Source organism: Bacillus alkalicellulosilyticus (assembly GCF_002019795.1).
Lineage (GTDB): Bacteria > Bacillota > Bacilli > Bacillales > Bacillaceae_F > Bacillus_AO > Bacillus_AO alkalicellulosilyticum.
Genome location: NZ_KV917381.1, coordinates 3,916,635 through 3,941,797 on the forward strand (window position 1 = coordinate 3,916,635; position 25,163 = coordinate 3,941,797).

The 25,163-nt window shown below is 37.1% G+C and carries 26 protein-coding genes and 1 riboswitch; of the genes, 7 read left to right on the top strand and 19 right to left on the bottom strand.

Going from position 1 to position 25,163, the window contains the following annotated elements:
* Window positions 1-6 precede the first annotated feature (6 nt).
* The 3 genes from BK585_RS19625 to BK585_RS19635 all read right to left on the bottom strand — a co-directional run bounded on the left by BK585_RS19625 (window position 7) and on the right by BK585_RS19635 (window position 3,209).
* Window positions 7-1,152 carry a DEAD/DEAH box helicase gene (locus BK585_RS19625; RefSeq protein WP_078555622.1) on the bottom strand — a complete coding sequence of 382 codons (1,146 nt, stop codon included), beginning with the start codon at window positions 1,150-1,152 and terminating at the stop codon, window positions 7-9.
* Window positions 1,153-1,533: 381 nt separating this feature from the next.
* Entirely contained in the window at window positions 1,534-2,715 is a 1,182-nt protein-coding gene (locus BK585_RS19630) for an aminotransferase (RefSeq protein ID WP_078555623.1), read from the bottom strand.
* Complete coding sequence (locus BK585_RS19635; RefSeq protein ID WP_078555624.1) at window positions 2,712-3,209, bottom strand: Lrp/AsnC family transcriptional regulator; 498 nt, start codon at window positions 3,207-3,209, stop codon at window positions 2,712-2,714. The genes BK585_RS19630 and BK585_RS19635 overlap by 4 nt, the downstream gene beginning before the upstream one ends.
* 165 nt (window positions 3,210-3,374) lie before the next feature.
* On the opposite strand from BK585_RS19635, the gene BK585_RS19640 reads away from it, so the two are divergent.
* On the top strand, window positions 3,375-3,998 hold the full coding sequence (locus BK585_RS19640; RefSeq protein WP_078555625.1) for a cysteine hydrolase family protein: 624 nt from the start codon (window positions 3,375-3,377) through the stop codon (window positions 3,996-3,998).
* Between the two features lie 35 nt (window positions 3,999-4,033).
* Here BK585_RS19640 and BK585_RS19645 read toward each other — a convergent pair whose 3' ends face one another.
* Window positions 4,034-4,504, bottom strand: a complete 471-nt coding sequence (locus BK585_RS19645) for an S-ribosylhomocysteine lyase (RefSeq protein WP_078555626.1) — start codon at window positions 4,502-4,504, stop codon at window positions 4,034-4,036.
* A 69-nt stretch (window positions 4,505-4,573) separates the two neighbouring features.
* Window positions 4,574-4,996 (bottom strand): hypothetical protein, encoded by a 423-nt coding sequence (locus BK585_RS19650; protein ID WP_078555627.1) that lies wholly within the window; start codon window positions 4,994-4,996, stop codon window positions 4,574-4,576.
* A gap of 174 nt (window positions 4,997-5,170) precedes the next feature.
* Between BK585_RS19650 and BK585_RS19655 the strand changes: the two genes are divergently transcribed.
* On the top strand, window positions 5,171-6,001 hold the full coding sequence (locus BK585_RS19655; RefSeq protein WP_078555628.1) for a YihY/virulence factor BrkB family protein: 831 nt from the start codon (window positions 5,171-5,173) through the stop codon (window positions 5,999-6,001).
* A 56-nt stretch (window positions 6,002-6,057) separates the two neighbouring features.
* Here BK585_RS19655 and BK585_RS19660 read toward each other — a convergent pair whose 3' ends face one another.
* Window positions 6,058-7,578 (bottom strand): AbgT family transporter, encoded by a 1,521-nt coding sequence (locus BK585_RS19660; protein WP_078555629.1) that lies wholly within the window; start codon window positions 7,576-7,578, stop codon window positions 6,058-6,060.
* Between the two features lie 274 nt (window positions 7,579-7,852).
* On the opposite strand from BK585_RS19660, the gene BK585_RS19665 reads away from it, so the two are divergent.
* Window positions 7,853-8,125: an HU family DNA-binding protein gene (locus tag BK585_RS19665; protein WP_078555630.1), complete on the top strand. Its 273-nt coding sequence runs from the start codon at window positions 7,853-7,855 to the stop codon at window positions 8,123-8,125.
* A gap of 329 nt (window positions 8,126-8,454) precedes the next feature.
* Here BK585_RS19665 and BK585_RS19670 read toward each other — a convergent pair whose 3' ends face one another.
* The 6 genes from BK585_RS19670 to BK585_RS19695 all read right to left on the bottom strand — a co-directional run bounded on the left by BK585_RS19670 (window position 8,455) and on the right by BK585_RS19695 (window position 14,113).
* On the bottom strand, window positions 8,455-9,303 hold the full coding sequence (locus tag BK585_RS19670) for a DegV family protein (RefSeq protein ID WP_078555631.1): 849 nt from the start codon (window positions 9,301-9,303) through the stop codon (window positions 8,455-8,457).
* Window positions 9,304-9,415: 112 nt separating this feature from the next.
* Window positions 9,416-10,033: a hypothetical protein gene (locus BK585_RS19675; RefSeq protein ID WP_139367599.1), complete on the bottom strand. Its 618-nt coding sequence runs from the start codon at window positions 10,031-10,033 to the stop codon at window positions 9,416-9,418.
* Window positions 10,034-10,271: 238 nt separating this feature from the next.
* Window positions 10,272-11,408 (bottom strand): TRAP transporter substrate-binding protein DctP, encoded by a 1,137-nt coding sequence (dctP, locus tag BK585_RS19680; protein ID WP_078555633.1) that lies wholly within the window; start codon window positions 11,406-11,408, stop codon window positions 10,272-10,274.
* Window positions 11,409-11,458: 50 nt separating this feature from the next.
* Window positions 11,459-12,736 carry a TRAP transporter large permease gene (locus BK585_RS19685; protein WP_078555634.1) on the bottom strand — a complete coding sequence of 426 codons (1,278 nt, stop codon included), beginning with the start codon at window positions 12,734-12,736 and terminating at the stop codon, window positions 11,459-11,461.
* Window positions 12,737-12,796: 60 nt separating this feature from the next.
* Window positions 12,797-13,345 (bottom strand): TRAP transporter small permease, encoded by a 549-nt coding sequence (locus tag BK585_RS19690; RefSeq protein WP_245805871.1) that lies wholly within the window; start codon window positions 13,343-13,345, stop codon window positions 12,797-12,799.
* Window positions 13,346-13,729: 384 nt separating this feature from the next.
* Window positions 13,730-14,113, bottom strand: coding sequence for a DUF309 domain-containing protein (locus tag BK585_RS19695; protein ID WP_078555635.1), 384 nt, complete (start codon window positions 14,111-14,113; stop codon window positions 13,730-13,732).
* A gap of 178 nt (window positions 14,114-14,291) precedes the next feature.
* Here BK585_RS19695 and BK585_RS19700 point away from each other — a divergent pair, with 178 nt between their 5' ends.
* Both BK585_RS19700 and BK585_RS19705 read left to right on the top strand, forming a co-directional pair.
* Window positions 14,292-14,768 (top strand): divergent PAP2 family protein, encoded by a 477-nt coding sequence (locus tag BK585_RS19700; protein ID WP_078555636.1) that lies wholly within the window; start codon window positions 14,292-14,294, stop codon window positions 14,766-14,768.
* An 11-nt stretch (window positions 14,769-14,779) separates the two neighbouring features.
* The gene (locus BK585_RS19705) at window positions 14,780-15,592 is read left to right on the top strand and encodes a cobalamin-binding protein (protein WP_078555637.1); all 813 of its coding nucleotides are present in this window, start codon (window positions 14,780-14,782) and stop codon (window positions 15,590-15,592) included.
* Window positions 15,593-15,643: 51 nt separating this feature from the next.
* Here the strand turns inward: BK585_RS19705 and BK585_RS19710 are convergent, their stop codons facing one another.
* The 3 genes from BK585_RS19710 to BK585_RS19720 all read right to left on the bottom strand — a co-directional run bounded on the left by BK585_RS19710 (window position 15,644) and on the right by BK585_RS19720 (window position 18,317).
* Window positions 15,644-16,345 (bottom strand): 3D domain-containing protein, encoded by a 702-nt coding sequence (locus tag BK585_RS19710; RefSeq protein ID WP_078555638.1) that lies wholly within the window; start codon window positions 16,343-16,345, stop codon window positions 15,644-15,646.
* 255 nt (window positions 16,346-16,600) lie between these two features.
* Window positions 16,601-16,918 carry a YuiB family protein gene (locus BK585_RS19715; protein ID WP_078556931.1) on the bottom strand — a complete coding sequence of 106 codons (318 nt, stop codon included), beginning with the start codon at window positions 16,916-16,918 and terminating at the stop codon, window positions 16,601-16,603.
* Between the two features lie 199 nt (window positions 16,919-17,117).
* Window positions 17,118-18,317, bottom strand: coding sequence for an NAD(P)/FAD-dependent oxidoreductase (locus BK585_RS19720; protein ID WP_078556933.1), 1,200 nt, complete (start codon window positions 18,315-18,317; stop codon window positions 17,118-17,120).
* Between the two features lie 367 nt (window positions 18,318-18,684).
* Between BK585_RS19720 and BK585_RS19725 the strand changes: the two genes are divergently transcribed.
* Complete coding sequence (locus tag BK585_RS19725; protein ID WP_078555639.1) at window positions 18,685-19,677, top strand: NAD(P)/FAD-dependent oxidoreductase; 993 nt, start codon at window positions 18,685-18,687, stop codon at window positions 19,675-19,677.
* Between the two features lie 153 nt (window positions 19,678-19,830).
* Here the strand turns inward: BK585_RS19725 and BK585_RS19730 are convergent, their stop codons facing one another.
* From BK585_RS19730 to BK585_RS19740, 3 genes are all read right to left on the bottom strand, one after another.
* Window positions 19,831-21,036: a DUF5667 domain-containing protein gene (locus tag BK585_RS19730; RefSeq protein ID WP_078555640.1), complete on the bottom strand. Its 1,206-nt coding sequence runs from the start codon at window positions 21,034-21,036 to the stop codon at window positions 19,831-19,833.
* A 71-nt stretch (window positions 21,037-21,107) separates the two neighbouring features.
* Window positions 21,108-21,195, bottom strand: a riboswitch (cyclic di-GMP riboswitch).
* A gap of 321 nt (window positions 21,196-21,516) precedes the next feature.
* Window positions 21,517-21,867, bottom strand: a complete 351-nt coding sequence (locus BK585_RS19735; RefSeq protein WP_078555641.1) for a HesB/IscA family protein — start codon at window positions 21,865-21,867, stop codon at window positions 21,517-21,519.
* Between the two features lie 100 nt (window positions 21,868-21,967).
* Window positions 21,968-22,141, bottom strand: coding sequence for an aspartyl-phosphate phosphatase Spo0E family protein (locus tag BK585_RS19740; RefSeq protein WP_078555642.1), 174 nt, complete (start codon window positions 22,139-22,141; stop codon window positions 21,968-21,970).
* Window positions 22,142-22,410: 269 nt separating this feature from the next.
* Here BK585_RS19740 and mqnE point away from each other — a divergent pair, with 269 nt between their 5' ends.
* Window positions 22,411-23,505, top strand: coding sequence for an aminofutalosine synthase MqnE (gene mqnE / locus BK585_RS19745; protein WP_078555643.1), 1,095 nt, complete (start codon window positions 22,411-22,413; stop codon window positions 23,503-23,505).
* 811 nt (window positions 23,506-24,316) lie between these two features.
* Here mqnE and dapF read toward each other — a convergent pair.
* Complete coding sequence (gene dapF / locus BK585_RS19750; RefSeq protein ID WP_078555644.1) at window positions 24,317-25,162, bottom strand: diaminopimelate epimerase; 846 nt, start codon at window positions 25,160-25,162, stop codon at window positions 24,317-24,319.
* Between the last annotated feature and the right edge of the window lies 1 nt (window position 25,163).

Here is a 25,163-nt window from a genome sequence, read left to right on the forward strand (position 1 = left end):
CCCAGTTCATTTCTGTTTAAGGGAAAGTTGGCCTCTTTCATATTTCCATTGTTCTATCGTCATTCCTAAAGCCTTTTCAAACTTTTCAATAATAAAAAGCTCTCTTGGTTCAGCAAATGACAGAACAGTTCCGGATTTTCCCATTCTCCCTGTTCGTCCCGCTCGATGCAGATAAGCCTCTTCATCAAATGGGAGATGCAGATTTATAATATGTGTCACATCAGAAACATCTAATCCTCTTGCCGCCACATCTGAGGCCACTAAAATATGCACTTCTCCTTCATGAAACATCTTCAATGCCTTGGCACGAGCTGTTTTTTCTAAATCAGCTGATATCGACAGTGCTTTAATGCCTTTGTACTGTAATTTTTCTGTCGTTTCATTGACTTTATCAATATGATTAACAAAGACAATTCCTCGTTCAATTGGAATATTTCGAGTTAATTTTTGGATTACGTTTATTCTGTCACGCAAATCGCAAATCATATAACCATGATCAACATTCTCTGTAGATACTAATTCCCCTTCAGCCGAAAGATAAACCGGAGAATATACTTCCTCAGATAGTATTCTTTTCACTTGCTCATTCATTGTCGCCGACACAAAGATATATTGACTATTTTTATCAATCCGTTTTAACAATTGCACAACTGTTTTCCACTGTTCTCTCTCTTGAACAAAACGATCCGCCTCATCCACAGCTACAAATTTTACTTGATGCATCTTTAGTTTCTTACGTTCTACAAGTTCTAACACCCGACCAGGAGTACCTACAACAATTTGCGGTTTTTGTTTTTTTAATTTATCTAGCTGACGATTAATATTGGCACTCCCAATAAATGCGTCTGATAGAATGCCTGTCCCGGCTGTTAATTCTTTAACCACTTCATACGTTTGCATAGCTAGTTCATGAGTTGGTGAGAGGATAAGAGCCTGTAGGTCTTTATTTGAAGAATCTAGTTTTGAAAGAATCGGCAACAAAAAGGCTAGTGTCTTCCCTGTCCCTGTCTGAGATCGAGCTAACACATTTTGTCCTTCTAACATTTCAGGTATGACTTTATTTTGGATATCCGTCGGGATTTCAATTCCTTTTTTATGTAATGCTTCAAGTAAAAATGGCGCCAACTGAAAGGCGGTAAAGCTATTTTCCATGATAATTCTCTCCTTATTTACCAATATACACTTAGTTCATCGTACTTGTTTTTATGAAAATGAACAAGTTTTGTAAAATTTATTTATTTTCAGGTTTAAGGTTGTGACATTCTGGCAATAACTGTACTACCATATAGTATTCCCCCTTTTTAAGGACAAAGCACAAAGCTTTGTCTTTTTTTTATCAAAAAAGGTCTTCATTTTTTGAGATGCGATGAGAGTAGCCAATGCCATCTTTTAAAAAGTACTTTAATAAGTGTACTTCTTATTAAAGTGCGCGCAGTGTGCGAAGCTATCGCTCTCCTTGCTTAATCTTTCAAACGTTTTTACAAATAAAAAACCAGATGCGGTTTTAATACCAACATCCGGTTGTAACAATTATTATTTCCCATGCTTTTCAAGAAATCTACCCATTCTTTTTACCGCTTCTTCTAAATTATCCAATGATGTTGCATAAGAACAACGAATATGACCTTCTCCACCAGAACCAAATACACTTCCTGGCACAACAGCCACTCTTTCTTCCATTAGTAATTTCTCAGCAAACTCATTCGACGACATACCCGTTTCTGTTATAGATGGGAATGCATAAAAAGCGCCACCAGGAGTATGACATGGCAAACCAATTTCCGCAAACGATTTAACAAAGAAGTTTCGACGTTGACGGTAACTTTGAATCATCCTAACGACATCATCTCGACCGTGCTGTAAAGCTTCTAACGCCCCGTATTGTGCAAATGTTGGAGCACACATTAATGTATACTGATGAATCTTTAGCATAGCCCCAATAATGTCACTCGGCCCACAAGTAAATCCTAAACGCCACCCTGTCATCGCAAATGCTTTTGAAAAACCAGAAATGACAATCGTACGGTCTCTCATTCCAGCAATTCTTGAAAAACAGTGATGGGTATGGTCATAAGATAACTCAGCATATATTTCATCAGACAAGACAAGTAAGTCATGCTTTTCAATAACAGCAGCAATTTTCTCTAGCTCCGTTTTAGTCATCACAGCACCTGTCGGGTTGTTAGGAAAACAAAGCATAATCGCTTTTGTTTTATCCGTTATCGCTTTTTCTAACTGCTCAGCCGTTAATTTAAACTGGTCCTGAATATTTGTGCCAAGCGATACAGGAACTCCCCCTACTAATGAAACAATAGGGGCATATGAGACAAAGGTTGGTTCGACTACAATGACTTCATCACCGGGATTAACAATCGCTCGGATTGCCAAGTCAATCGCTTCACTTGCTCCAACGGTAACTAAGATTTCATTGTCCGGACTGTAGCCTACAGAGAATTCTTTGGCCATGTATTTTGCAATTTCAGTACGCAATTCATATAAACCAGCATTGGCTGTATACGCCGTGAACCCTCGTTCCATTGAAGAAATACTAGCTTCTCTTACATTCCAAGGAGTCACAAAATCAGGTTCACCTACTCCTAGAGAAATAATATTGTCCATTGTTGATGCCAAATCGAAAAAGCGACGAATCCCTGAAGGTTGGATGTTTTGTACGGTTGTTGACAGGCGATTCGCTAATCTTGTTGAATTTATCATGGTGTCACCACTATCCTTTTATCATCATCTTCACCGGTTTCAAAGACAACGCCATCGTGCTTATATTTTTTCAATTGAAAATGAGTCGTTGTTGAAATCACAGACTCAATCGTCGAAAGCTTATTCGATACAAATCTAGATGTTTCCGCCATTGTCTTTCCTTCAATGACTACCGATAAATCATACGCGCCCGACATTAAATAAAGAGCTTTCACTTCAGGAAAGCGATAAATTCTCTCGGCCACTTCATCAAATCCAACTCCACGTTGAGGAGTGACTTTAACATCAATAATAGCTGTAACATTTTCACGGTCATGAACTTTGCTCCAGTCAATAACAGCGGCATAACTTAAAATAACCTTACTTTCTTCCAAATGACGAATAATCCCTTCTACTTCTTCCTCTGATGAATCCACCATTTTAGCAAGCGTTGGAATTGATACACGTCCGTTTTCTTCTAAAATTCGCAATATCTCTACTTCTTTAAAATCCAAGATGAACGTCTCCTTTCACAAATTCCTCGTTTGTATGTATTCTGATTGTTTCGTTAATAATATCATATTAGCCAGCAATTTTGATGTGACTTTTAAAAAATTCTACTCCCTTTTTTACCAATTGAGAACATGTTATGAGCCTCTATCCAAACAGGAGGAATTATCATGCTAGACAAAGAGTATGTTGAACGAATTGGACCGAATGTAGCATTACTGATTATTGACATGATTAATGATTTTGAATTTGAACATGGTGAAGACCTTTTTTCCTTTGCATTACCCGCCGCAAAACAAATTAACCTGTTAAAAGAAAAAGCAAGTCAGCTACAAATCCCTGTTATTTACGTCAATGATAATTACGGAAAGTGGCAGTCAGACTTTCGCCATCTGATTGACCATTGCTTGCAGCGTAATCGATTTAGCCGGACAATTACTAAAATTCTACAACCTAATAGCAATGATTATTTTATTCTAAAACCGAAATACTCTGGATTTTATTGTACCCCACTCGAGATACTTTTAGAGAAACTAAAGGTTAACACTTTAATTATTACAGGAGTCGCTGGAAACATGTGTGTGCAATTCACAGCAAGTGATGCCTATATGAGAGATTATTCAATATATGTCCCTTTTGACTGTACCGCTTCAATAACAGCGGAAGAAAATGAGACGGCCATACAGTATATGGATTCTGTATTGAAGGCAAAAACGGACGGAGTAGACACTCTTGACCTTGATACCATCATTTCACAAGCTAGTCATCAATTTCATAAGAATATTCAAAAATAGGTACTCCAACATCAAGTTGGAGTACCTATTTACAATTAAAACACTTCTTTTAAAAATGGTTTTTCATGAGTTAACCAGAATTCCATTAATTTTTTAGCACCTGGTAAATCATGCAATTTCGCTTGTCCGCACTGCTTTTCATTTGCTGCAGGTACTTCAGTTAACTCAATTGAATACTTCATTGTTTTATCTAACACATCAATAATTTCATCCACTTCCGGATTACCACTTACGATTAAATAGAAACCGGTTTGACAGCCCATTGGTGATAAATCAATAATATCAAAATGGTCATAATCTTCGGCAAATCGACGAATATTTAACGCGAGTAAATGCTCAAGCGTATGTATCGCATCGGGTTTCATTGCTTGCTTATTTGGTTGAAAAAAACGGATATCAAACTTGTTGACTTGTCCATCTGTTCCAACTTCATGTTTACCGCAATGACGTACAAATGGTGCTTTAACAATCGTATGGTCCAATTCAAAACTTTCAACTGATGGCATCCTACTTCACTCCTCAAATTATAATTATAGTTTGTCATTTATTTTATCTTACTATATGACAATTGGGATTTATTTAGGTTTTTTATTTCGTTTTATCTCAATTAACTTTATTTCATACTTACTCGCATAGCTTTCAAAATCCTCTATAAAAGACTCCGGTTTAAACTTCGATAATCGCCATCTTAGCCCTTTGTTTAACTTTAATAGAACTCCCGGCCCTGTCGGCAGTGTAATCACAAACATTTCTTTAATATTGCTTGGTTCTGTTTTCCTTGTAATAATCGTCTTATTGAGTAGCTTCATATGTAACGTTAGCTTCTCATCTTCCATAATTAACTCATATCTCAAGAAGAGTGCAGCAACCACAATGATTACAAATAAGATTGGAATGATTGCAATACGCTCATTTAAAAAGAATAAGTTTGAAATTGCAATAAGTAATAAAATTAGCCAAAATGTCTTAGACTCATTCGCGGTATATTGTTTTTTCATTTTTAACTCCCCTTCCCCCGTTTATCTCACATTCTATCGTACCACGATTTATAGATAAAAAACCATTATTTGATGATTAAAAGGAAAAACAACTCACTTCCTAGAAGTTAGAGTTTAATTCTTTTGAATTGTGGAATCTTAACTATAAGTTATGTTAGAAGAGGATGAAGCCTATTGAAACGTACCATTCATTTTGGTAAAGAATTATATGAACAAGTGAAAAAGGACCCTATTATGGACTGGGCGGCACAACTAGCTTTTTTCTTTATGCTTTCCATATTTCCATTACTTATTTTTATTTTGGCCATGCTTCCATACTTACCTATTAACAGCGAGCAACTGCATACGTTTGTAAACGAATATGCACCACCAGAGTTAGCTGAGTTATTTACTTCAACCATTTTAGATATTGTCCAAGAACCTCAAGGTGGTTTGCTTTCCTTTGGTATTCTAGCTACGATCTGGTCTGCCTCAAACGGCATGAATGCATTAATTCGTTCTTTAAACGCCGCACATAACATTGATGAAACGCGTTCCTTCTTCAGAGTTCGACTGATGTCCATTGTTATGACAATTGCTTTAGTCATTGTTTTTTTCACGACACTTTTACTTCCCGTGTTTGGACATGTTATTCTCGAAGTAATTCATGAATACTTATTTGTTCCTGACTCTTTCATTGATTTATGGAACCAACTACGGTGGATTATCGGGATTGCCATTATGGTTGTCGTTTTAATGCTTGTCTACTTAATTGCCCCCAATAAACGACTTCCACTTAAAATCGTCATTATCGGGGCGGCATTCGCAACCATTAGTTGGCAACTGATTTCACTCGGGTTCTCATACTATGTAAGCAACTTCGGAAATTATTCAGCTACGTACGGAAGTTTAGGTGGTGTCATTATTTTAATGCTTTGGTTCTATCTAAGCGGCATTATCATCATAATGGGCGGAGAAATTAATGCAACGCTTCACAATATAAAACATAAAAAAAATCTACGATAACAAAAAAATGACCATCAAAACTGTAACGTTTTGACGGTCATTTTTTTTATAACTTATTAAGGATAGTTAATTGTTGATCCAGGACCTAAATCAATTCCAAATACCATCCACACGATAAGCATCGTTACCCAAACAATTGTAAAGGCAATTGAATAAGGAAGCATTGTTGAAATTAGAGTACCAATTCCAACTTTTTTATCATACTTTTGTGCAAACGCGATAACGATTGCAAAGTATGGCATTAGTGGTGAAATAACATTTGTTGTTGAATCAGCAATACGGTAAGCCAACTGTGTAAGTTCAGGAGAGTAACCAAGACCCATCATCATTGGAACAAACACAGGAGCCATAATGGCCCACTTTGCTGAAGCACTACCAATAAATAAGTTAATGAAACCAGCAACAACAATAAAAGTTAACAATAACGGTATTCCTGTAAAACCGGTTGAATCTAGGAATTCAGCACCAGACACAGCCATAATAATACCTAAGTTTGTATGATTGAAGTATGCTATAAACTGACCAGCAGCAAAAGCAAGGACAATATACGCACCCATCGTTGCCATTGTATCTGACAATTGATTAGCAATATCTTTATCATTTTTAATTGATTTTGTGATTCTTCCATAAACAAATCCTGGAATAAAGAACAGGATTAAAATAATTGGTACAAGTGATGAGAAGAATGGTGATTGAATAATCTGCCCTTCATCACCTCGAAGTGGTCCCCAAGTTGGTACGATTAATAACGCAATCGCAGCACATGTCACGAGAAACGCTACTAATGCACCCCATAATCCTTTTTTCTCAACTGCAGAAACAGCATCAACTGAACCTACATAACTTCCTTCATATTTTCCTAGTCGTGGTTCTACTACTTTTTCAGTGATAAGAGTACCTACAATTGTAAGAACGAATACACTTACTATCATAAAATAGTAGTTCATTGCGTAGTTGATTGTGTCAGCATACGCTGGGTCAAATACTCTGGCCGCTTCTTGTGTGATACCACCTAATAGCGGATCTAACGAAGTTAATAATAAGTTTGCACTAAATCCTGCAGAAACCCCTGCAAACGCAGCTGCTAGCCCTGCTAGCGGATGCCTACCAAGCCCGGCAAATAAAACCGCCCCTAATGGCGTTAACACTACATATCCCGCATCAGCAGCCATACTAGACATAATTCCACCAAAAACTAGAGCAGCTGTAATCAGCTGATTTGGCACGGATGTTACGAGTGCACGTAACGCTGCACTAATTAGACCAGAACGCTCCGCAATTCCAATCCCTAACATCGTAACAAGAACGGTTCCTAATGGAGCGAACCCTGTAAAGTTAGCAACGGCACTTGTGAAAATATACTTAATACCGTCTGCAGTCATTAAGTTATTAACTTGAAGAATTTCTCCTTCATTTGTTGGGTGCTCTACTGAAATTCCCGAAAGAATACCCGAGAATAAAATAACTAAAAGTGCAAAAATAGCAAATAGTGTAACTGGATGCGGTAGTTTATTTCCTACTCTTTCTATTCCATCCAAAGTCGAAATGACAAAACCCTTATTTTTCTTTCCTTTCATCCCATAATCCTCCTTCTTTTTTATTTGGTACTATTTTAGTATAAAGAACATCGACACATTGGCAAGACTAAACACAAAATTGTTTAGAAAATGTAACATGTCCATGTCATAATTTTATTAATCAACTGGTAAATTTATCTCTGAAATAGTAAAAAAATTTAAAAAGTTTTAGCTTTATTTTAAAAAAATATATAAAACATGTATAAAACAGGAAAAATCGGCAATCATGATATCAGCTTTAATAAAATCATAGATTACGTGGGAGGGTTTTACCATGAATAAAACAGAACTAGTCAATGCCGTTGCCGAACGTTCTGAAATGACAAAAAAAGATGCAACTACTGCTGTAAATAGTGTATTCGAAGTTATTTCTGACACTCTAGCAAAGGGCGAAAGCATTCAACTGATTGGATTTGGTAACTTCGAAGTAAGAGAACGCGCAGCACGAAAAGGAAGAAATCCACAAACTGGTGAAGAAATCGACATCGCAGCAAGCAAAACACCAGCATTCAAACCCGGCAAACAACTAAAAGACGCAGTAAAATAGAGCGACTAAAACGGTCGCTCTTTGACCGTTTTAGTCGCTCTAAGCCATGACGTGAGCCGTTTCAGTGACGTTGAGTACTTTTCTCAACGTCACGTGCAACGTGCGGAGTCATGGCTTTTTCTTCTTGGGTTCCGTCGCTCTTTGACCGTTTTAGTTTTGTAAAACTGCTCGGACACTTCCTCATTCTGTACAATTCCTTTTGGCCTTGCACCATCTTTATCTGGAAGAACGGTTAAAGGATAAATCAATCTAACGTTCCCAAATCAACCGATCAAAAAGAAAAAAGCTGACTGAACAGGTAAAATACCTTTTTCAATCAGCTTCCTTGTCTAGTTAGGATTTGTATAATACATAACGGCGATAGCACCTGGTCCTGTATGTGTACTAATGACAGGGGTAGTATCAACTTTGATGACATCATTACATGGGTTAATATCCGTTAACGCTTGTATAACCTTATCTGCAAGAGGTTCTGCTTCAACATGAGCAATTCCAATTCGCAATACTTCTTTTCCCTTTGTGGCTTCCTCGTATTGCTCTGAAATAAATTTAATCACTTGAGAATGTGTTCTTACTTTAGCGACAGGTGTATAGACACCATCAGCTAATGAGGCCACTGGCTTAATTTTTAATAGCGAACCAATTAAGGCTTGTCCTCTACCAAGGCGACCACCTTTAGCTAAATACTCTAGCGTATCAACCATAATAAATAACGAAGTATTTTCTCTTACCTTGTCTAAAAAAGTAAGAATTTCTTCTTTAGAACGTCCTTCTTGTGCCATCTTTGCAGCGGCAATAACTTGAAAGCTTAAGGCTACAGAAATAAACTTAGAATCAACAACCGTTACATTGGCATCGGCCAGCTCGGAAGCATTTCTAGCTGATTCATAAGTACCACTCATTCCAGAAGTCATATGAATCGAAATGATATCATACCCTTCCGTCGCAAGTTTTTCATATCGCTCCACAAAAGCCCCAACTGGCGGTTGTGATGTTTTCGGTAATTCATCGGCTTGTTTTAGCTTTTGTACATACTCTTTTGCCGATAAGTCGATTCTATCTAAGTATGATTTTCCTTCAATCGTGACAGATAAAGGAACGATCTCGATTTGGTACTTTTGTAGTTCCTCATCTGGCAAATCAACCGTAGAATCTGTTACAATCCGTATGTTTTTCATAAAAGAGTACTCCTTTTTAACCATGATACATTTAACTTATATTTCTTTTAGTATATTGTAAAGTGAAAGTTTCTATACGATTTATGAGGAGACGGATATACGTGCTAGCTTGTTATCCTCCGACGGAAAACTTTTCCAACAAGTAAATCCCCTGCTTTTTAACAAAAGTAAAGTGAACAGATAATACATCTCGGGCTGGATAGCCAAATTGCTCGTACCTATTATCATCGTCGCTATGATAAAACGAAATCGGCACTTCTAATGCCTCAAGAATGATTTTTCCCTCATGTTCAGAAATTAGAAAATCATCCACCTTTAAAAACTGTAATCCTGGATTAAGTATAGTATTTCGAAGTGCTTGATAATAACTACTAGGATTGTCAGGAGTTGCTCTAAAAAGCTCTGTTTCTTCGATAAACTGTTGATATTTTTCATGGTATACTAATTTACCATCTTTTTCTTTATAAAAACGGTTAACTGTATACCGTAACCCTTCATCAGTAACCATATCACCAATTACATCTTTAGCATCATGAATTGTTGTTATATCATGATTATAATATTCATCCCCATCAAATCGATGATTTCCGAAAAGTTGTTGCGCTGATTGAATAAAATCATAATACTGAATAACCAATTCATCTTTATCTAGGTCTTCACTTTGACAGGCAGATAACATCGTTACCACACCTATAAACAATATCAGTAAAAACAATGTTACCTTGTCCACCATTTCCCCACCTCTTTAATAGCCTATATATATTAGACGTTTTAGATTGGAAAAAGTTTCATTTTCTCTACTTATTATTCCTTCTTGTGGTGTTTTTCATAACATTCTATACCCTCAGAATCGTTTCTAAAACATGATATTAAAGAAGAGCCCATAATGCTATTTGCATAAACTATCTCAATAAAAAACCCTTACAGTGAGACATGCTCACCGTAAGGGTTTTGGTTACGTGTTGTCTTTAGTTTTGTGCTTCTTCAATTTCTGATAGAAGCATTTCGTAAATCATCTTCCCGTCTTCATCAACAATTTCATTAATGAAATGCTGGTGAACATCATCAGCTAATGCTCTGAATGCATCACGCTCTTCTTCTGTTAACTCAATAACCGTTGTTGGGAACTCCTCATTGTTTACAATGTTGTCAAGCAATGACTCGTTTTGTTCTTTTTGAATTTCAAATGCTCTTGGACGCATTTCTTCAACTGTCTCATCAATTAATGCACGAACATCATCTGGTAAACCATTATAGAACGTTGGGTTAACTGTTGTCATCGCAACATAAATGTTGTGACGAGAAATTGTCATATGGTCTTGCACTTCATGGAATGAAGCATCTTCAATAAAGAAGATTGGATTTTCTTGCCCTTCAACTGTTCCACGCTCAAGAGCTGTATACAACTCGCCCCAGCTCATTGCTGTTGGGTCTGCACCATACGCTTCATAAGAACGACGAATTAATGGTGATTCTTGAGTTCTCATTTTAAAACCATCAAAGTCAGCAGGTGTACGTAATTCTCTTGCACCTGTCCATTGCATTGCACCCTCATGCCAGAAAGCAAGTGGTAAAATGTTATGTTCTTCATATTTAGCAGCTAAATGAACGTTTAGCGCTTCACTTGTGTTTAAGATTTCTTGGTTTAACTCTAGGTCATCCGTAAATAGGAACTGTAAAGCAAAAATTTGTCCTTCCGTTACCATTGTTCCTGTAAAACCAGGAGAAACAATCGCAAATTCAACAAGACCATTTTGTAATTGTTCTACTTGGTCAACCTCACTACCAAGTCCACCAAACTCATAAACTTCGATGTTGATTTGACCATCCGATTTTTCATGGAGTAAATCAGCAAATTCTTGTGCATACTCAAACTGTACTTGACCAGGCCATTCTTCTGTAACAAATCTCCACTCATATGGACCACCTGTTAGACCTTCACCACCACTACTATCATCCTGTGAGCCAGAATCTTCAACTTGTGAACCATCATCTGTGCCTTCATCGGCAGGTCCATCAGTCTGCTCACCACCACAAGCAAGTAGGATCATACTAAAAGCGGCTACTAACAACAATAACAATATCGACTTCTTCTTCAATAACATCAAATACCCCCATTTTTTAGTTAAAATAATTTATGAAAATTCACATGGTATCATTGAAAAATACGATACCATAATGAAATTTCTTCAAACATAATGATTAAGAATGACGCAACGAGTAACATAATAATGTACGGTGGCGTTCCTCGAATAACATCTAAATATGACTTTCCAAAGACGGCACTTGCCGTGAATATATCTACTCCAAATGGTGGCGTAGCAGAACCGAGTGCCGCCTGGAATACAATAACAACTCCCAGATGTACAGGGTCCACCCCAGCTGCCATCGCGACTGGATAGAATATCGGAGTCAAAATTAAGATAACAACTATCGGATCAACGAACATACAACCGATAAAGAAGAAAATAGCAACAATAAATAATATCTGTGTAGCAGATGGGTCAAAACTTAAGACTGCCTCTGATACCATATGAGGAATTCTTGCATATGAAAGAACCCATGAGAATGCTTGCCCTCCTGCAACTAGTACGAATACAGCTGATGTGACTAAACCGGTAGACATCGCAATCTTCGGAATATCTACTATTTTAATAGAACGATAGATTACAGCTTCAAGTAACAATGCATAAACAACTGATACCGCGGCAGCTTCGGTTGGACTAAATAAACCGGAGAAAATACCACCAACAATAATGACTGGAAAACCTAATGGAAGCAATGCTTCTCGAAAAACTGTAAAACGGTCTCCCCACCCGATTCTATCGGCTAATGGAATGTTTTTGACTTTGGCATAGAACCAACTGAATACAGCAAACATCACCATGACGAGAACACCAGGACCTATACCAGCCATAAATAACTGACTAACTGAAGCATCAGGTGCTGCTAAGGCATAGATAATCATCCCAATACTCGGTGGAATAAGTAACGCTACATCACTAGCATTTATAATGAGTGCAATGGCACTCGAATCCTTATATCCTACTGATAATAACCGCTGGCGCATTGGCTTACCTACGGCTACAACTGTCGCTTGTGTCGAGCCTGAAATCGCACCAAACAACGTACATGTAACGGCCGTTGTTATTGCATATCCTCCTCGTAAATGACCTACAAAGGAACCCACAAAATCTAGTAGCCGTTTCGATGTTTTTCCAGTAGACATAATGTCTGCTGCAAAGATAAACAGCGGAACCGCTAATAGAACTTCAGGCGAAATCCCTTGAATCATCTGTTGAACCATGAAAATAGGGTCAACATTTGGAAAGAAGATTATAACGACAAGTAAGGGTGCTACTATCAAAGGAATCATCATCGGAAAGCCTATTAATAGTAAAACAATCATAACCACTAATAATGTCGCAACCATGGCTTGTTCCTCTCTACTTTTATTTACGCATGCATTACATCACATACGACATTTCATGTTTTACGAATAATCCTTTTTCTCTGTTGCTAAATACACTTCTTTTTCTTTAATATTAATCCACATATTGCGTAAAAACTGAATCGCTCCTAGAATTAAGCCAATCGGCACAAAATAAAGAAAATAGTATACAGGAATTTCTAAAGCTGCTGATATACGGCCTGAATTTCTTACGTTATCTAAGTATCCATAAGCATAATAAGCAAGAACCAAGAGAATAATAGCTGTGAAAAATGGGATGATAATGGACAAAGCTTTTCTAATCGGGAAAGGTGCCATGTCATAAAAAGCTGACATGCTAATATGCCTTCCTTTTCTGGCAGCATAGCTAATTCCCATAAAGGTAGCAATCATCACTGCAAACTGACTAACTTCATAGGCAAACGCCCAACTTTTATTAGTCAAAATCCTTGAAAAAACATTTCCCGCTATCATAACGGTAATAATAATAATTGAGAAACTCAGAATAATTTCCTCTATCTTCAAAACCAACCAGTCTAGGGTTTGAAAAGCATGACGAAACATACTTATATTCTTCGAGTTACCGTCCAATGCTGAGCCTCCTTTCATTATTCACGTTATTTTCATGCTTTTTTACAATACCTATTAACTATCATACTGAAAGCAAAAATATACCTCAAACTGCTTATATCACCATATGCCCTGATATATGTAGTTATTACGAGCTAACATAAAATAGGTTCACAAATATAGCTATATCCACCCATTTCCTCCACATAATTTCCACTTCCTCATAGTTCGACAATATATGGAGTCTATAAAAAAACAGGAATACCGATGAGTTATATGCGTTGTGCGCAGCAACCACCCGTTTTGAAATAACACTAAAAATTTTTCTAACAAAAAACGAGAGAGAGACAAAAGGTTGTATTTTCACCTCTAATCTCACCCTCAAATTCTTATCCTTGCAATTATCTATTCTTCTAAATATAATGGGAAACTCGGAAACTGCGGAAGGTTATTTACGTCTTCAAATGGAATACGTTCTAAGTCATGTGGTATAATTGACAGGCATGTTTCAATAAAGTCATTCACTTCATTTACATTCACACCCCAATAGTGTGGACGGTATGGTTGAAGATAGTGATGTGCTGCATTCATCATCATGCGTGCGCCCTTAATATTTCCATATTCATAATGGTAAATTGCAACTGACATTTGTAATAATCCTTTTAAAAACAAATTACTCTTATCAGTCATCCAGACCTCTTCAAGTAAATCATGGCATGTGTAATAATCACCTTCATTAAATTTCACAAAGAATTGATAGTACTCAAGTGGGTAGGAAGGCTCTTCCATCATTCCGCCTCCTTCAATAGTTTATAGTACTAGTATAACAAGACGAAAACAAAAAAATGAAAAACGATTTTCAACTTTTACATATGAGGGTATAAAAAGATAGAAAAGCACGAATGCATAATCATTGCAAGCATAAACTATACTTACAATCTTTTTATGAAAGGACGAGCCTGCATTTATGGATTTATTAACTAATTTCCCACTTTGGGTTGCACTATTTGCGATTGGATTTGCTCAATTTATTAAAGTACCACTCTCTTTTTTGGCTACTCGAAAGTTAGACTGGACCTTATTAACTAGTACTGGAGGCATGCCAAGTTCCCATTCAGCTGCAGTGACAGCGTTAGCAACCGCAATTGCTTTAGAAGAAGGTCTGGGTTCTCCTTTATTTGCAATAGCTACCATTTTCGGTGTCATCGTTATGTTTGATGCGACTGGCATTCGAAGACACGCTGGGTATCATGCAACCGTGCTTAATCAACTCGTAAACGACTTTAACAAACTTGTGGAAGAAGTTAAAACTTGGCCTAAAAAAGAAGAAATGGAAAAACGTGAAGAATTAAAAGAACTTTTAGGTCATCAACCGATTGAGGTATTCTTTGGCGGGATTTTAGGAATTATTTTATCCTTGACTGTCCATGCCATTTTAACGTAAAGGATGAAAAGATGAGAATTATTTCAATATGCCCAAGTAACACTGAAATACTTGCCTATTTAGGACTTGAACGAAATATTATTGCTGTCGATGATTTTTCAGATTGGCCACAATCTATTCAACATTTACCCCGACTTGGTCCAGACTTGAACATTGATATGGATAAATTAGAATCCTTACAGCCTGACTTAGTACTTGCTTCATTAAGTGTCCCAGGCATGGAACGAAACGTAGAGGAATTAAAAAGAAGAGAAATCCCACACATCGTATTACAACCTAATTCTCTAGATGAGATCGCTGACTCTATTCGTATAGTTGGTCAACACACCAATACAGAACAAAAAGCAGAAGAAGCTGTGCAACGTTATTACGACCTAATCGAAAAGTATCAAGCTATCTCAGAAAACATAACAAAAAAGAATATTTACTGGGAGTGGTGGCCCAAGCCTGTTTTCACACCTGGAAAACAAAACTGGTTAACTGACCTTAGTGCACTCGCAGGATGTCGAAATGTCTATTCAGACATAGATAAAGCAAGTATTCAAACAGACTGGGAGGATGTTCGCTTAAAAAAACCTGAGCATATTTGCTTAGTATGGGTAGGGGTTGCCTCAAAAAATGTTAATCCATCCGTGATTACAAAACGTCCGAATTGGACTGAATTAGAGGCTGTCAAAAACGACCAAATCCACATCCTTGAAGAACCTTTATTTTGTAGACCGTCTCCACGATTACTAGTCGGCTTGCAAAAGTTAGCTTCTCTCATGCATCCGAACGATTATCCACCTTTTGATGAAAAAAATGACAAAGTCGGCTTTCAATAGAATAAAGGGTGGGACTAAAGGTAAAAAACCTTTTGTCTCACCCTCTTTTCATTAAAACGACATATTCTCTCTAAACACTTGAACAGCTTCGTTTTCATTAAGTTGACGGAGGTCACTCTCAGATAATCTACCGTTTCCTTTTTTCACTAAATAGACTTCCACTTCTTGTTTACCCCAATTATCAAAAACATCTGCTACCGTTTCATAATACAAATCAATCTTATTCCCTTTAATAGCAGAACCTGTGTCTGCAACAACGCCATACCCGTACCCTGGAATATATAAAATCGAACCAATTGGGTATGTATTTGGGTCTGCTGCAATGGTTGAGTATAAATCTCTTGTGACACGAACCCCTGAGAATGTAATTCCATACGCAGGATGGTCTGGTGTTTTCCCAGTTGATTCGACTCCTGCTGTATAGCCGGTAGCAACAACCTTATGGGCTGGGTAACGACTCCAATCTACTGCGTCATCTAATGAAATAGGTTCTGATTCAACAATGTCGTGAGAAATTTCCTTTTCTTCACTTTCAAAAAATGAAAGCCCTTTTTGAACAATACCACTTTCCTTCAATCCATTATGTTGAACACTAGGTGTCTCAATACGCTCAAGTAACGTTTCCCTCTCCGAGAACCAGTTTGAAATTCCAGCAGCACTTACACCTGATAGACTTTGAAAAGTTGTTAGCAAGGCCGCACAAAACAATAATGTCATTGTCACTCTTCGGAATATTTTTTTTGCAATTACCATTTTCTTCACTCCTCTCAAGAACTAATCTTCTCCAAAAAATGAAGATATTATTCACGAGAAGGAGTAATAATTTTCAATTAATTTAACTTTTCAGTTTTTTCTTGTCGAATATTGACGATTCAATAATACAATCTCTAAATTTGATAAGATACAAGAAAAAAAGTGGATCAAAAGGATAAAATAAACGAGAGCATTGAAAAAGTTATACTTCACTTTTTCAGTGCTCTCAAAAAAAACAACCTTTAGTCTCAGCCTCTAGAACATTTGATAGCCTTGTTTTCTAAGCAATTTAATAACAATCCCCGATAAAATTGCACCGATTAATCCACTAGTAAGAATGATAATATCAACAAGGTGTAACCCGATAAAATTTTGACCCAATGACTGGAAGGATACGATAGGAGAAATAAAATATTCAAATAATCGGACATCATCAATAATAAAAATAACAACGAGAGGATAAATAATTGCCATTACCCACGTTCCTCGTAGAATCATATTTAATAGAAAACCTATTCCGAAAAATAAGATTAAGAAAAGCATAATTGAAATGATTAACTGTGGTAAACTCATCATGTCTACTGCACCCCCTTATTCATGATAGACAACCGGTGGAAGGTCGTCAACTTGGATCTATCCTCTCACCTATTTAGTTCGTGAACTTTTTGTGACAACCGTATGCAAGAAGTGTAAACAAAAATCGATATTCCAATACTACTCATAAAAAAAGAAAAAGAAGAGACATGCTCTCCTCTTTCTCCCTTATCCTATCTTAAAATGGGCTCTTTCCTTTTTTCATCACTAATCCAGGTCCACCTAAGATATATAATGAGCGATTATCAATCATCTTTTTCATAAAGCTAGCAGAGTTACCGTAAATCTTCTTACCATATACTAATCCAATCGCTTCTCCACCGCCAAGAGAGGCCACTGTTCCCTTAATATCAGGCTTAAAGCTTTCAAGCTCTCCACCTTTAATTAAAGCTTTGATGTTGCGCGCACAGACCTCTCCTTGTTGAAGTGCAATTTGCGCTGTTGGAGGATATGGACGATTAATTTCTTCATTTATGATTAAAGCACAGTCACCAATAATGAAAACATCATCATGTTCAGGAGCACGAAGGTCTGATTGTACTTTCACACGACCACGCATTGCTTCAAAACCTGATTTTTCAATTATTGAACTTCCACGAACTCCAGTAGCCCAAACAACGGTTTCTGATTTAATTTCATCTCCATCTGCTAAGATAACGCCACCTTCAATAACTTCTTTAATCGGGCAATTAATTTTAAATTCAACGCCACGGCTTTCAAGAAGGTTCATTGCATATTCCACAAGCTCAGGGTCAAATCCTGGAAGCGCTGTTGGAGCAGCTTCAATGACGTACATTTTTACTTTCTCTTGAGGAACATCATATTTCTTGCATAAGTTAGGGACACGTTCACTTAACTCACCAATAAACTCAATTCCTGTAAAGCCTGCACCTGCTACGACAAAGGTAAGCAATTCATCTCTTTTTTGGTCTTCGTTATTGTATTTTGAGAACATGTAATCGATGTGGTCCTTCACTTGACGTGCACCATTCACCGTCCATTTGCTAAATGCATGCTCAAATACACCTGGTACGCCAAATGTTTCTGGCTCAGAACCTAAAGCTACGACTAAATAATCATACTCAAGCTCACTTTTTTCGAGAATTACTTTCTTTTCATCTTTCTTTATTTCAATAACGATATCTTTCACAAATTGGACACGATTAGTGTCTAAAACACTTTTAATATCGACACGTGTGCGCTCAGGATCCATTGTTCCAGCAGCTGGCTCATGCAACCATGTTGTTTGATAATGGTATTGATGCTTATTTACTAATGTAATTTCAGCCTCATTATACCCTAATTCTTTTTTCAATTTTACAGCAGTAATTAATCCCGCATATCCCGCACCTAAGATTACTATTCTTGGTTTGTTCAACTTCATCACTTCCATCTACGTATTTTACTTTTCTCTTGTAAGAAAATATTACAAACTTCGTCACAATTAAAGATTTGTGATCTATTTCACGTACTTGCATATACTACTTGTGTTATTAATAGTAATAAAATAAAGTCGCTTTTTAGACACAAATCACACATCTATTATAATATTTGTTTTACTTACTTTTTTCAACTGTTTTATGTTTAATTTTCACTAAAAAACGAATGAATATACTGAATTTCATCTCGAACATTAGGTAAAACAGGAAAGTTGCCCCATTGTGTGATTGATACTGCTTTCCTTTCCAAACCAATATGACTATAATAAATGTTGGTTAGTTTAATTATTGTCGGAGGTGTTTACTTTGTCTGAAGAACAAAATGTTTATGATATTACAATTATTGGTGCTGGACCGACTGGGTTGTTTACAGCTTTTTACGGCGGAATGCGACAAGCAAAGGTTAAAATTATTGAAAGCATGCCCCAACTAGGCGGGCAACTCTCTGCTCTTTATCCTGAAAAATACATTTATGATGTAGCAGGCTTCCCTAAAATTCGCGCACAAGAACTAGTGGATAACTTAAAAGAACAAATGGATAAATTTAATCCAACAATTGTTCTTGAACAAGCGGTTGATAAAGTCACTAAACGTGATGATGATATTTTTGAGCTAAAAACTGAAAAAGAAACACATTACTCTAAATCAATTGTTATCACAGCTGGTGCTGGGGCATTTCAGCCTCGTCGACTAGAGCTTGATAACGCACCATTATACGAAGGAAAAAACCTTCACTATTTTGTTAATGATTTAAGCGTCTTCGCAGGACAAAAAGTATTAGTTTGTGGTGGCGGTGACTCCGCGTTAGATTGGTCATTAATGCTTGAACCAATTGCTGATGAAGTTACATTAATTCATAGACGTGATAAGTTTAGAGCTCATGAACATAGTGTCGAATTACTTTATAACTCAAAAGTAAATGTTAAAACACCTCATGCCATTAAAGAATTAATTGGTGATGGTGAAAAAATTACACAAGTTGTCATTGAAGAAGTAAAAGGTGAAGAAGAATTCACTTTGGACGTGGATGCTGTCATTGTTAACTTCGGATTTGTATCATCCCTTGGTCCTATTAAGGAATGGGGTCTCGACATTGAGAAAAATTCAATCGTCGTTAATTCAAAAATGGAAACGAATATTCCTGGAATCTATGCTGCGGGAGACGTTTGTACGTACCCTGGTAAAGTAAAGTTAATTGCAACTGGGTTTGGCGAAGCACCTACTGCAGTCAATAATGCTAAAGGGTATATGGATCCTAAAGCACGATTACAACCGGGGCATAGCTCAAGCATGTTCTAAGAAAAACCGCTAGCGGTCTTTCTTAATGCCTGATCTAGCTTAAAAGACATCTATGAGCATCTAAACTTTTTATACTTTCCTACTTTCTAAATAAGGCACAGCCTATATTAATTAAACAAAAAGAGTCCAGCACAAGTGCTGGACTCTTTTCGTTTATTGATTCTTTCCATTGTTCCCTTTATTTTGCTTATCTGATGGTTGTTTGCCCTGTTCTTTTTTCTTTACATCTTTTTCATCCTTTTTATTTTCTTTATTTTCTTGTTTACGTTCTTGACCTTTTTGCTTATTTTGCTCTTTCCTTACTTCTTTTTGTTCTTTTTTTACTTTGTTCTCTTCTTTCTTTACATCCTTATGCTCTTTCTTTACTTCTTTTCGCTCATTCTTGTTCAGGTTGTGATTGTTTTTCTTTTCTTCTTTCTTTTGTGGAGCCTTTTCTTGTTTTACTTCTTCTTGTTGTTGTGTTCCATCATCATTCTGTTGTTCTTCTTCCGTTTCCATATTCGCTTCCAATACTTCTACTTTTTCTTCTTCTACATTTTGTTCAAGCTCTGAACGGACTTCTTCTACTTGTTCTTCCGCCCATTCTTCTGTTCCCTCTTGTACTGCTTCCTCTTTACGTTCTGGGAATTTCTTGCTTAGTTTTTCTTCATATTTAGCAATGGCTTTATCAATGTTTTTCTGAAGAGCAGCTTGTGCCTTTGGATTTTTTACTTTTTCTAACGCTTTTTGAAGGGCCAATACGTTCTTTTGATATTTAATTTCAAAACTAGACTCCGGTTCAGAAGTTTCCGTTGTATCCTCTGTCTCTTTCACAGTTTCAACTGGTTCCTCTACGACTTCATCAATGTCTTCAATTTCAATTTCATCAATTTGCTCAATTTCTTCGCCATTTTCGTCTTCTGAATCAACTTCGTTTCGTGATTCTGCATATTTAGCTAACGCTTTTTCTTGTTGGTCAATTGCTTTTTGAAGTATTTCTTGGGCAAGCTCAACTTCCCCTTGTTCTATCAATGCCTCTGCTTCTTTAATGCGTTCTTCAACAAAGTCGGCAAGTAATTCTGATTCTTTGTCTTTATCAAACGTTAATGCCAATTGAACATTCTCACGAAGCTTTTTAAAGAAATAAAAGAAATCATTAGGAAGTAATGATGGCACTTCATCTTCTACAATCGTTTCCACGTCTTCCTCAAGCTCTATTGTTTCGAAATTATTCTCATCCGTTTCTATCAATACTTCTTCTTGCTCTGTAGTAATGCCTTCTTCGTTGTTCGCCAATGCTTGTCCACTACTCATGACAAGGGAAAGAACTAGTAAACTAGTTACTACTTGTCTTCTACCTTTTCTTGATTTTTTCAACATAAAAAAACCTCCCATTTTTTTGTTCAGTGGAAGAAAGAAAAACTCACTCTAAAAAGAACGTTTTCTCATCCTTCAGCAGTCCAGCCACCTTAGCAGTATATATACCTTAGGTCTGCAACTTTGCGCCCCTTTTTTTCAAAAGGTTTGCCTTTTTCAAATGTATCGGTAATGCTTTGTTCTTAAAACCATCATACACCTTCCATGCTTTTTGTACTATAGGTATAAGCCAAAATGGATAGTTAGTCCTATAAGAAAAGACCGCTATCGGTCTTTTCTTATAAGCACTGTGCGAACCGCTACCTTCTTAAAAGTAAAACAAGAGTGGGGTTCTTTTGTTTTACTTGTAGCGTGTAAAGCCAGTGCTCTTCATTGGTTGACCCCAGGAATTTTTTACTTTCAAATACGTTTAATTTCCTTATTTTTAAACAAAAAAACCTCAAGATAGAAAAATCTTCTACCTTGAGGTTAATGGACTATAGATTAACAATCTTCTGGTGTTCCTGCATTTGTTGCTGTTCGAAATGAAGACCCACAACCACATGAAGCAATGGCATTTGGATTATCAATAGTAAATCCGCCGCCCATCATGTTTTGTTTATAATCAATGACTACACCTTTTAAAACAGGTACACTTTCATTGTCTACTACCACTTGAAGTCCGTTTAGGGTTAACGTCGTATCTTCTTCTTCCGCTTTGGAATCAAAACCCATCCCGTAAGAAAGCCCGCTACAGCCGCCACCTTTAACTCCAACTCGAAGCATAAGGTCTTCGCCTTCTTCAGCCATCATCTTCTTGATCTGCTCTACAGCAGAATCAGTAATTGTAAGCATTACGCATTCTCCCTTCCTTGTGTTAATCAAGGTTGTATCTGCACATACTTATATTGTACTCTGTTCCCTATTTTATCTCAAGAAAATGACTTATTTAAGATTATTGGCCGACAATTTTTTTATCTAATATATAATTATGCTTCTCATCCAATTCTTGACTATACTGCAATACAAGCGGGTGACTCATTCCATTTGCTAACGCTGTTTCAATCATTTTTTCTCTAAGTAATTCTATTTGCTTTAAATAATCTTCACAGTATAAACGTTTAACCACTTCAATCACCCCTTAATGGTTGTCTAATACTATTAATATACCCAATAGTTTACCATATTTAAACCCTTTTAGTAATAGTTTCTGTGTCTTTCTTTTAACAATTTTTAAATATTCGTATAATATTCGTTTAACACCACCCAATTTTTTGAAATCAAAAGTGTATATCGTACATTATTAGGCTAAATATGTTATGATATAATAGCTTTTTACTGATATCTTTAGAAGAATTTTAATGATATATACGCTTTTTTAATCAAAGGAGGAACGTTATGCCTACCCTAACATCTGATAAAAGAATGCTAGAAATTTCAGAGAAAGTTTCAAAAGGTGAGCGATTAACAATAGAGGACGGTCTCTACCTATATGATACACCTGACTTACTTTCTATCGCACAAATGGCGAATAAGGTGAATGAAGAAAAAAATAAAAACCATGTTTATTTCATTCAAAACTTGTATATTAACCCTACTAATGTATGTGAAGCTAATTGTGGATTTTGTGGTTTTAAGAGAAAGCCTGGCGAAGACGGAGCTTATACAATGGACCAAGCTCAGTTACTAGAATATGTGGAAAAAAGATGGAATGATAATATTCGCGAATTTCATATCGTCGGTGGACACAATCACGAAGTTCCTTTTGATTATTATCTTGATACGGTACGTACTTTAAAAAAACATTATCCTACAGCAACCATTAAAGCTTATACAGGAGCTGAAATAGAGTTTTTCTCTCGCATTGCTGGAATTTCAATGAAAGAAGTACTAGAAGAGCTTATTAAAGCAGGTCTAGATACAATGCCTGGTGGTGGAGCTGAAATTCTAACTGAAGAATATCGTGCAAAGATGAGCCCAGAAAAGGCATCCACCGACCAATGGCTTGAAGCTCATGAAATTGCGCACGGTCTAGGGTTAAAAACACATGCTACGATGCTTTATGGTTCTATTGAATCGTACAAAGAGCGATTAATCCATATGGATCGCCTTCGTCAGTTACAAGACCGTACAAATGGTTACATGGTATTTATCCCACTTGCCATGCAACCAAGAAGCATAAATGCAGGATTGAAGAGAAGAACTTCAGCGTTTGATGATATGAGAACACTTGCAATTAGTCGTTTAATGCTTGATAACTTCGACCACATCAAAGCCTATTGGATTAACATCGGAGTTCAACTTACGCAAATGGCGCTGACTTTCGGTTCAGATGATATCCATGGAACTTTGATTGAAGAACGAATCTCACACGCAGTTGGAGCTTTGACTTCTCAAGGAATTACTCGTGATGAATTAATTCACCTTATCAAAACAGCAGGAAAAGTGCCAGTAGAACGAGACACATTCTATAATCAAATAAAAGTATACTAAAAGCGACGTAAGTCGCTTTTAGTATATGCAAGGAGCGAAGCCACTGCTTTTTTTCAGGGGATTACATGTGCTTTTCTTGTAATCCCCGGGCAGTGTGCGGAGCCCTTGCTTTTCTTTGATCCTAAAAGCGACGTAAGTCGCTTTTAGGATATGCAAGGAGCGAAGCCACTGCTTTTTTTCAGGGGATTACATGTGCTTTTCTTGTAATCCCCGGGCAGTGTGCGGAGCCCTTGCTTTTCTTTGATCCTAAAAGCGACGTAAGTCGCTTTTAGGATACGCAAGGAGCGAAGCCACTGCTTTTTTTTCAGGGAATTACATGTGCTTTTCTTGTAATCCCAGCGCAGTGTGCGGAGCCCTTGCTCTTCTTTGATCCTAAAAGCGACGTAAGTCGCTTTTAGGATACGCAAGGAGCGAAGCCACTGCCTTTTTTTTCAGGGGATTACATGTGCTTTTCTTGTAATCCCAGCGCAGTGTGCGGAGCCCTTGCTCTTCTTTGATCCTAAAAGCGACGTAAGTCGCTTTTAGTATATGCAAGGAGCGAAGCCACTGCTTTTTTTCAGGGGATTACATGTGCTTTTCTTGTAATCCCCGGGCAGTGTGCGGAGCCCTTGCTTTTCTTTGATCCTAAAAGCGACGTAAGTCGCTTTTAGTATATGCAAGGAGCGAAGCCACTGCTTTTTTTCAGGGAATTACATGTGCTTTTCTTGTAATCCCAGCGCAGTGTGCGGAGCCCTTGCTCTTCTAAGATAAGACGTAAGTCACTTTTAGTAAAAAAACTCCTGAAGCTCTTTTGCTTTCAGGAGTTTTTCTGTTAGAGAAGCTCTCCAACACAAATCGTTTCTGCCGCGCCTTTCATTAGCACGGTTCCCTCTTCTGTCCAAGTAATCAGTAAATCTCCACCTAATAAATGAACTGTAATTGGAACACCTTTGTTCGCTTTTCCATTTAAAATTGCAGCAACGGCTGCGGCACACGCGCCAGTTCCACAAGCTTGGGTAATGCCAGAGCCTCGTTCCCAAACGCGAAAATGCAACTCAGTATCACTTACCATTTCAACAAATTCAACATTCACCCATTCCGGAAAAAGTTCATGCTTTTCTAAGTAAGGACCTACTGTCGTAACAGGTGCTTTTTCAATATTATCCACGAAAAAGATGGCATGAGGATTTCCCATCGAAACCGCTGTAAGCTCCATGCTTTCCCCTTTGATGTCAACGACTTCTGCAATAACTTGTTCCTCTTGATTTCCAAGCATAGGTAAGTCTTTTCTTGCTAATCTAGGAGCACCCATATCAACGGTAACTTCTGAAACTTGTCCAGAATTGTCTACATGAACAGTCGCTTCCACTAACCCAGCAAGTGTCTCTATTTTAAATGTTTTTGTGGGAACATAGCCTTTCTCATACGCAAATTTTGCTACACAGCGAAGACCGTTTCCGCAGTTTTTAGCCTCGGAACCATCATTATTAAAAATTCTCATTTTGACTGGCGCCTGTTCTGAAGGACAAACAAGAATTAGGCCATCCGAACCAATCCCTTTATTTTTATCTGCCACTCTTACTGCTAATGGGGCAAGTTCGTCCTCTTGTAATGTTTCAGTGAATACATCTACATAGATATAGCTATTTCCTAAGCCGTGCATTTTTGTGAATTTCATC

Bases quoted from the DNA above. Each gene is read 5' to 3' on its own strand.
- BK585_RS19685 (WP_078555634.1), bottom strand. From the start codon at position 12,736: ATGGTTGCGACATTATTAGTGGTTATGATTGTTTTACTATTAATAGGC.
- dctP (WP_078555633.1), bottom strand. From the start codon at position 11,408: ATGTTATTGAAGAAGAAGTCGATATTGTTATTGTTGTTAGTAGCCGCT.
- BK585_RS19670 (WP_078555631.1), bottom strand. From the start codon at position 9,303: ATGAAAAACATACGGATTGTAACAGATTCTACGGTTGATTTGCCAGAT.
- BK585_RS19715 (WP_078556931.1), bottom strand. From the start codon at position 16,918: ATGAGTTTACCACAGTTAATCATTTCAATTATGCTTTTCTTAATCTTA.
- BK585_RS19630 (WP_078555623.1), bottom strand. From the start codon at position 2,715: ATGATAAATTCAACAAGATTAGCGAATCGCCTGTCAACAACCGTACAA.
- BK585_RS19700 (WP_078555636.1), top strand. From the start codon at position 14,292: ATGGATTTATTAACTAATTTCCCACTTTGGGTTGCACTATTTGCGATT.
- BK585_RS19705 (WP_078555637.1), top strand. From the start codon at position 14,780: ATGAGAATTATTTCAATATGCCCAAGTAACACTGAAATACTTGCCTAT.
- BK585_RS19660 (WP_078555629.1), bottom strand. From the start codon at position 7,578: ATGAAAGGAAAGAAAAATAAGGGTTTTGTCATTTCGACTTTGGATGGA.
- BK585_RS19735 (WP_078555641.1), bottom strand. From the start codon at position 21,867: ATGCTTACAATTACTGATTCTGCTGTAGAGCAGATCAAGAAGATGATG.
- mqnE (WP_078555643.1), top strand. From the start codon at position 22,411: ATGCCTACCCTAACATCTGATAAAAGAATGCTAGAAATTTCAGAGAAA.
- BK585_RS19665 (WP_078555630.1), top strand. From the start codon at position 7,853: ATGAATAAAACAGAACTAGTCAATGCCGTTGCCGAACGTTCTGAAATG.
- BK585_RS19645 (WP_078555626.1), bottom strand. From the start codon at position 4,504: ATGCCATCAGTTGAAAGTTTTGAATTGGACCATACGATTGTTAAAGCA.
- BK585_RS19640 (WP_078555625.1), top strand. From the start codon at position 3,375: ATGCTAGACAAAGAGTATGTTGAACGAATTGGACCGAATGTAGCATTA.
- BK585_RS19625 (WP_078555622.1), bottom strand. From the start codon at position 1,152: ATGGAAAATAGCTTTACCGCCTTTCAGTTGGCGCCATTTTTACTTGAA.
- BK585_RS19650 (WP_078555627.1), bottom strand. From the start codon at position 4,996: ATGAAAAAACAATATACCGCGAATGAGTCTAAGACATTTTGGCTAATT.
- BK585_RS19710 (WP_078555638.1), bottom strand. From the start codon at position 16,345: ATGGTAATTGCAAAAAAAATATTCCGAAGAGTGACAATGACATTATTG.
- dapF (WP_078555644.1), bottom strand. From the start codon at position 25,162: ATGAAATTCACAAAAATGCACGGCTTAGGAAATAGCTATATCTATGTA.
- BK585_RS19695 (WP_078555635.1), bottom strand. From the start codon at position 14,113: ATGGAAGAGCCTTCCTACCCACTTGAGTACTATCAATTCTTTGTGAAA.
- BK585_RS19730 (WP_078555640.1), bottom strand. From the start codon at position 21,036: ATGTTGAAAAAATCAAGAAAAGGTAGAAGACAAGTAGTAACTAGTTTA.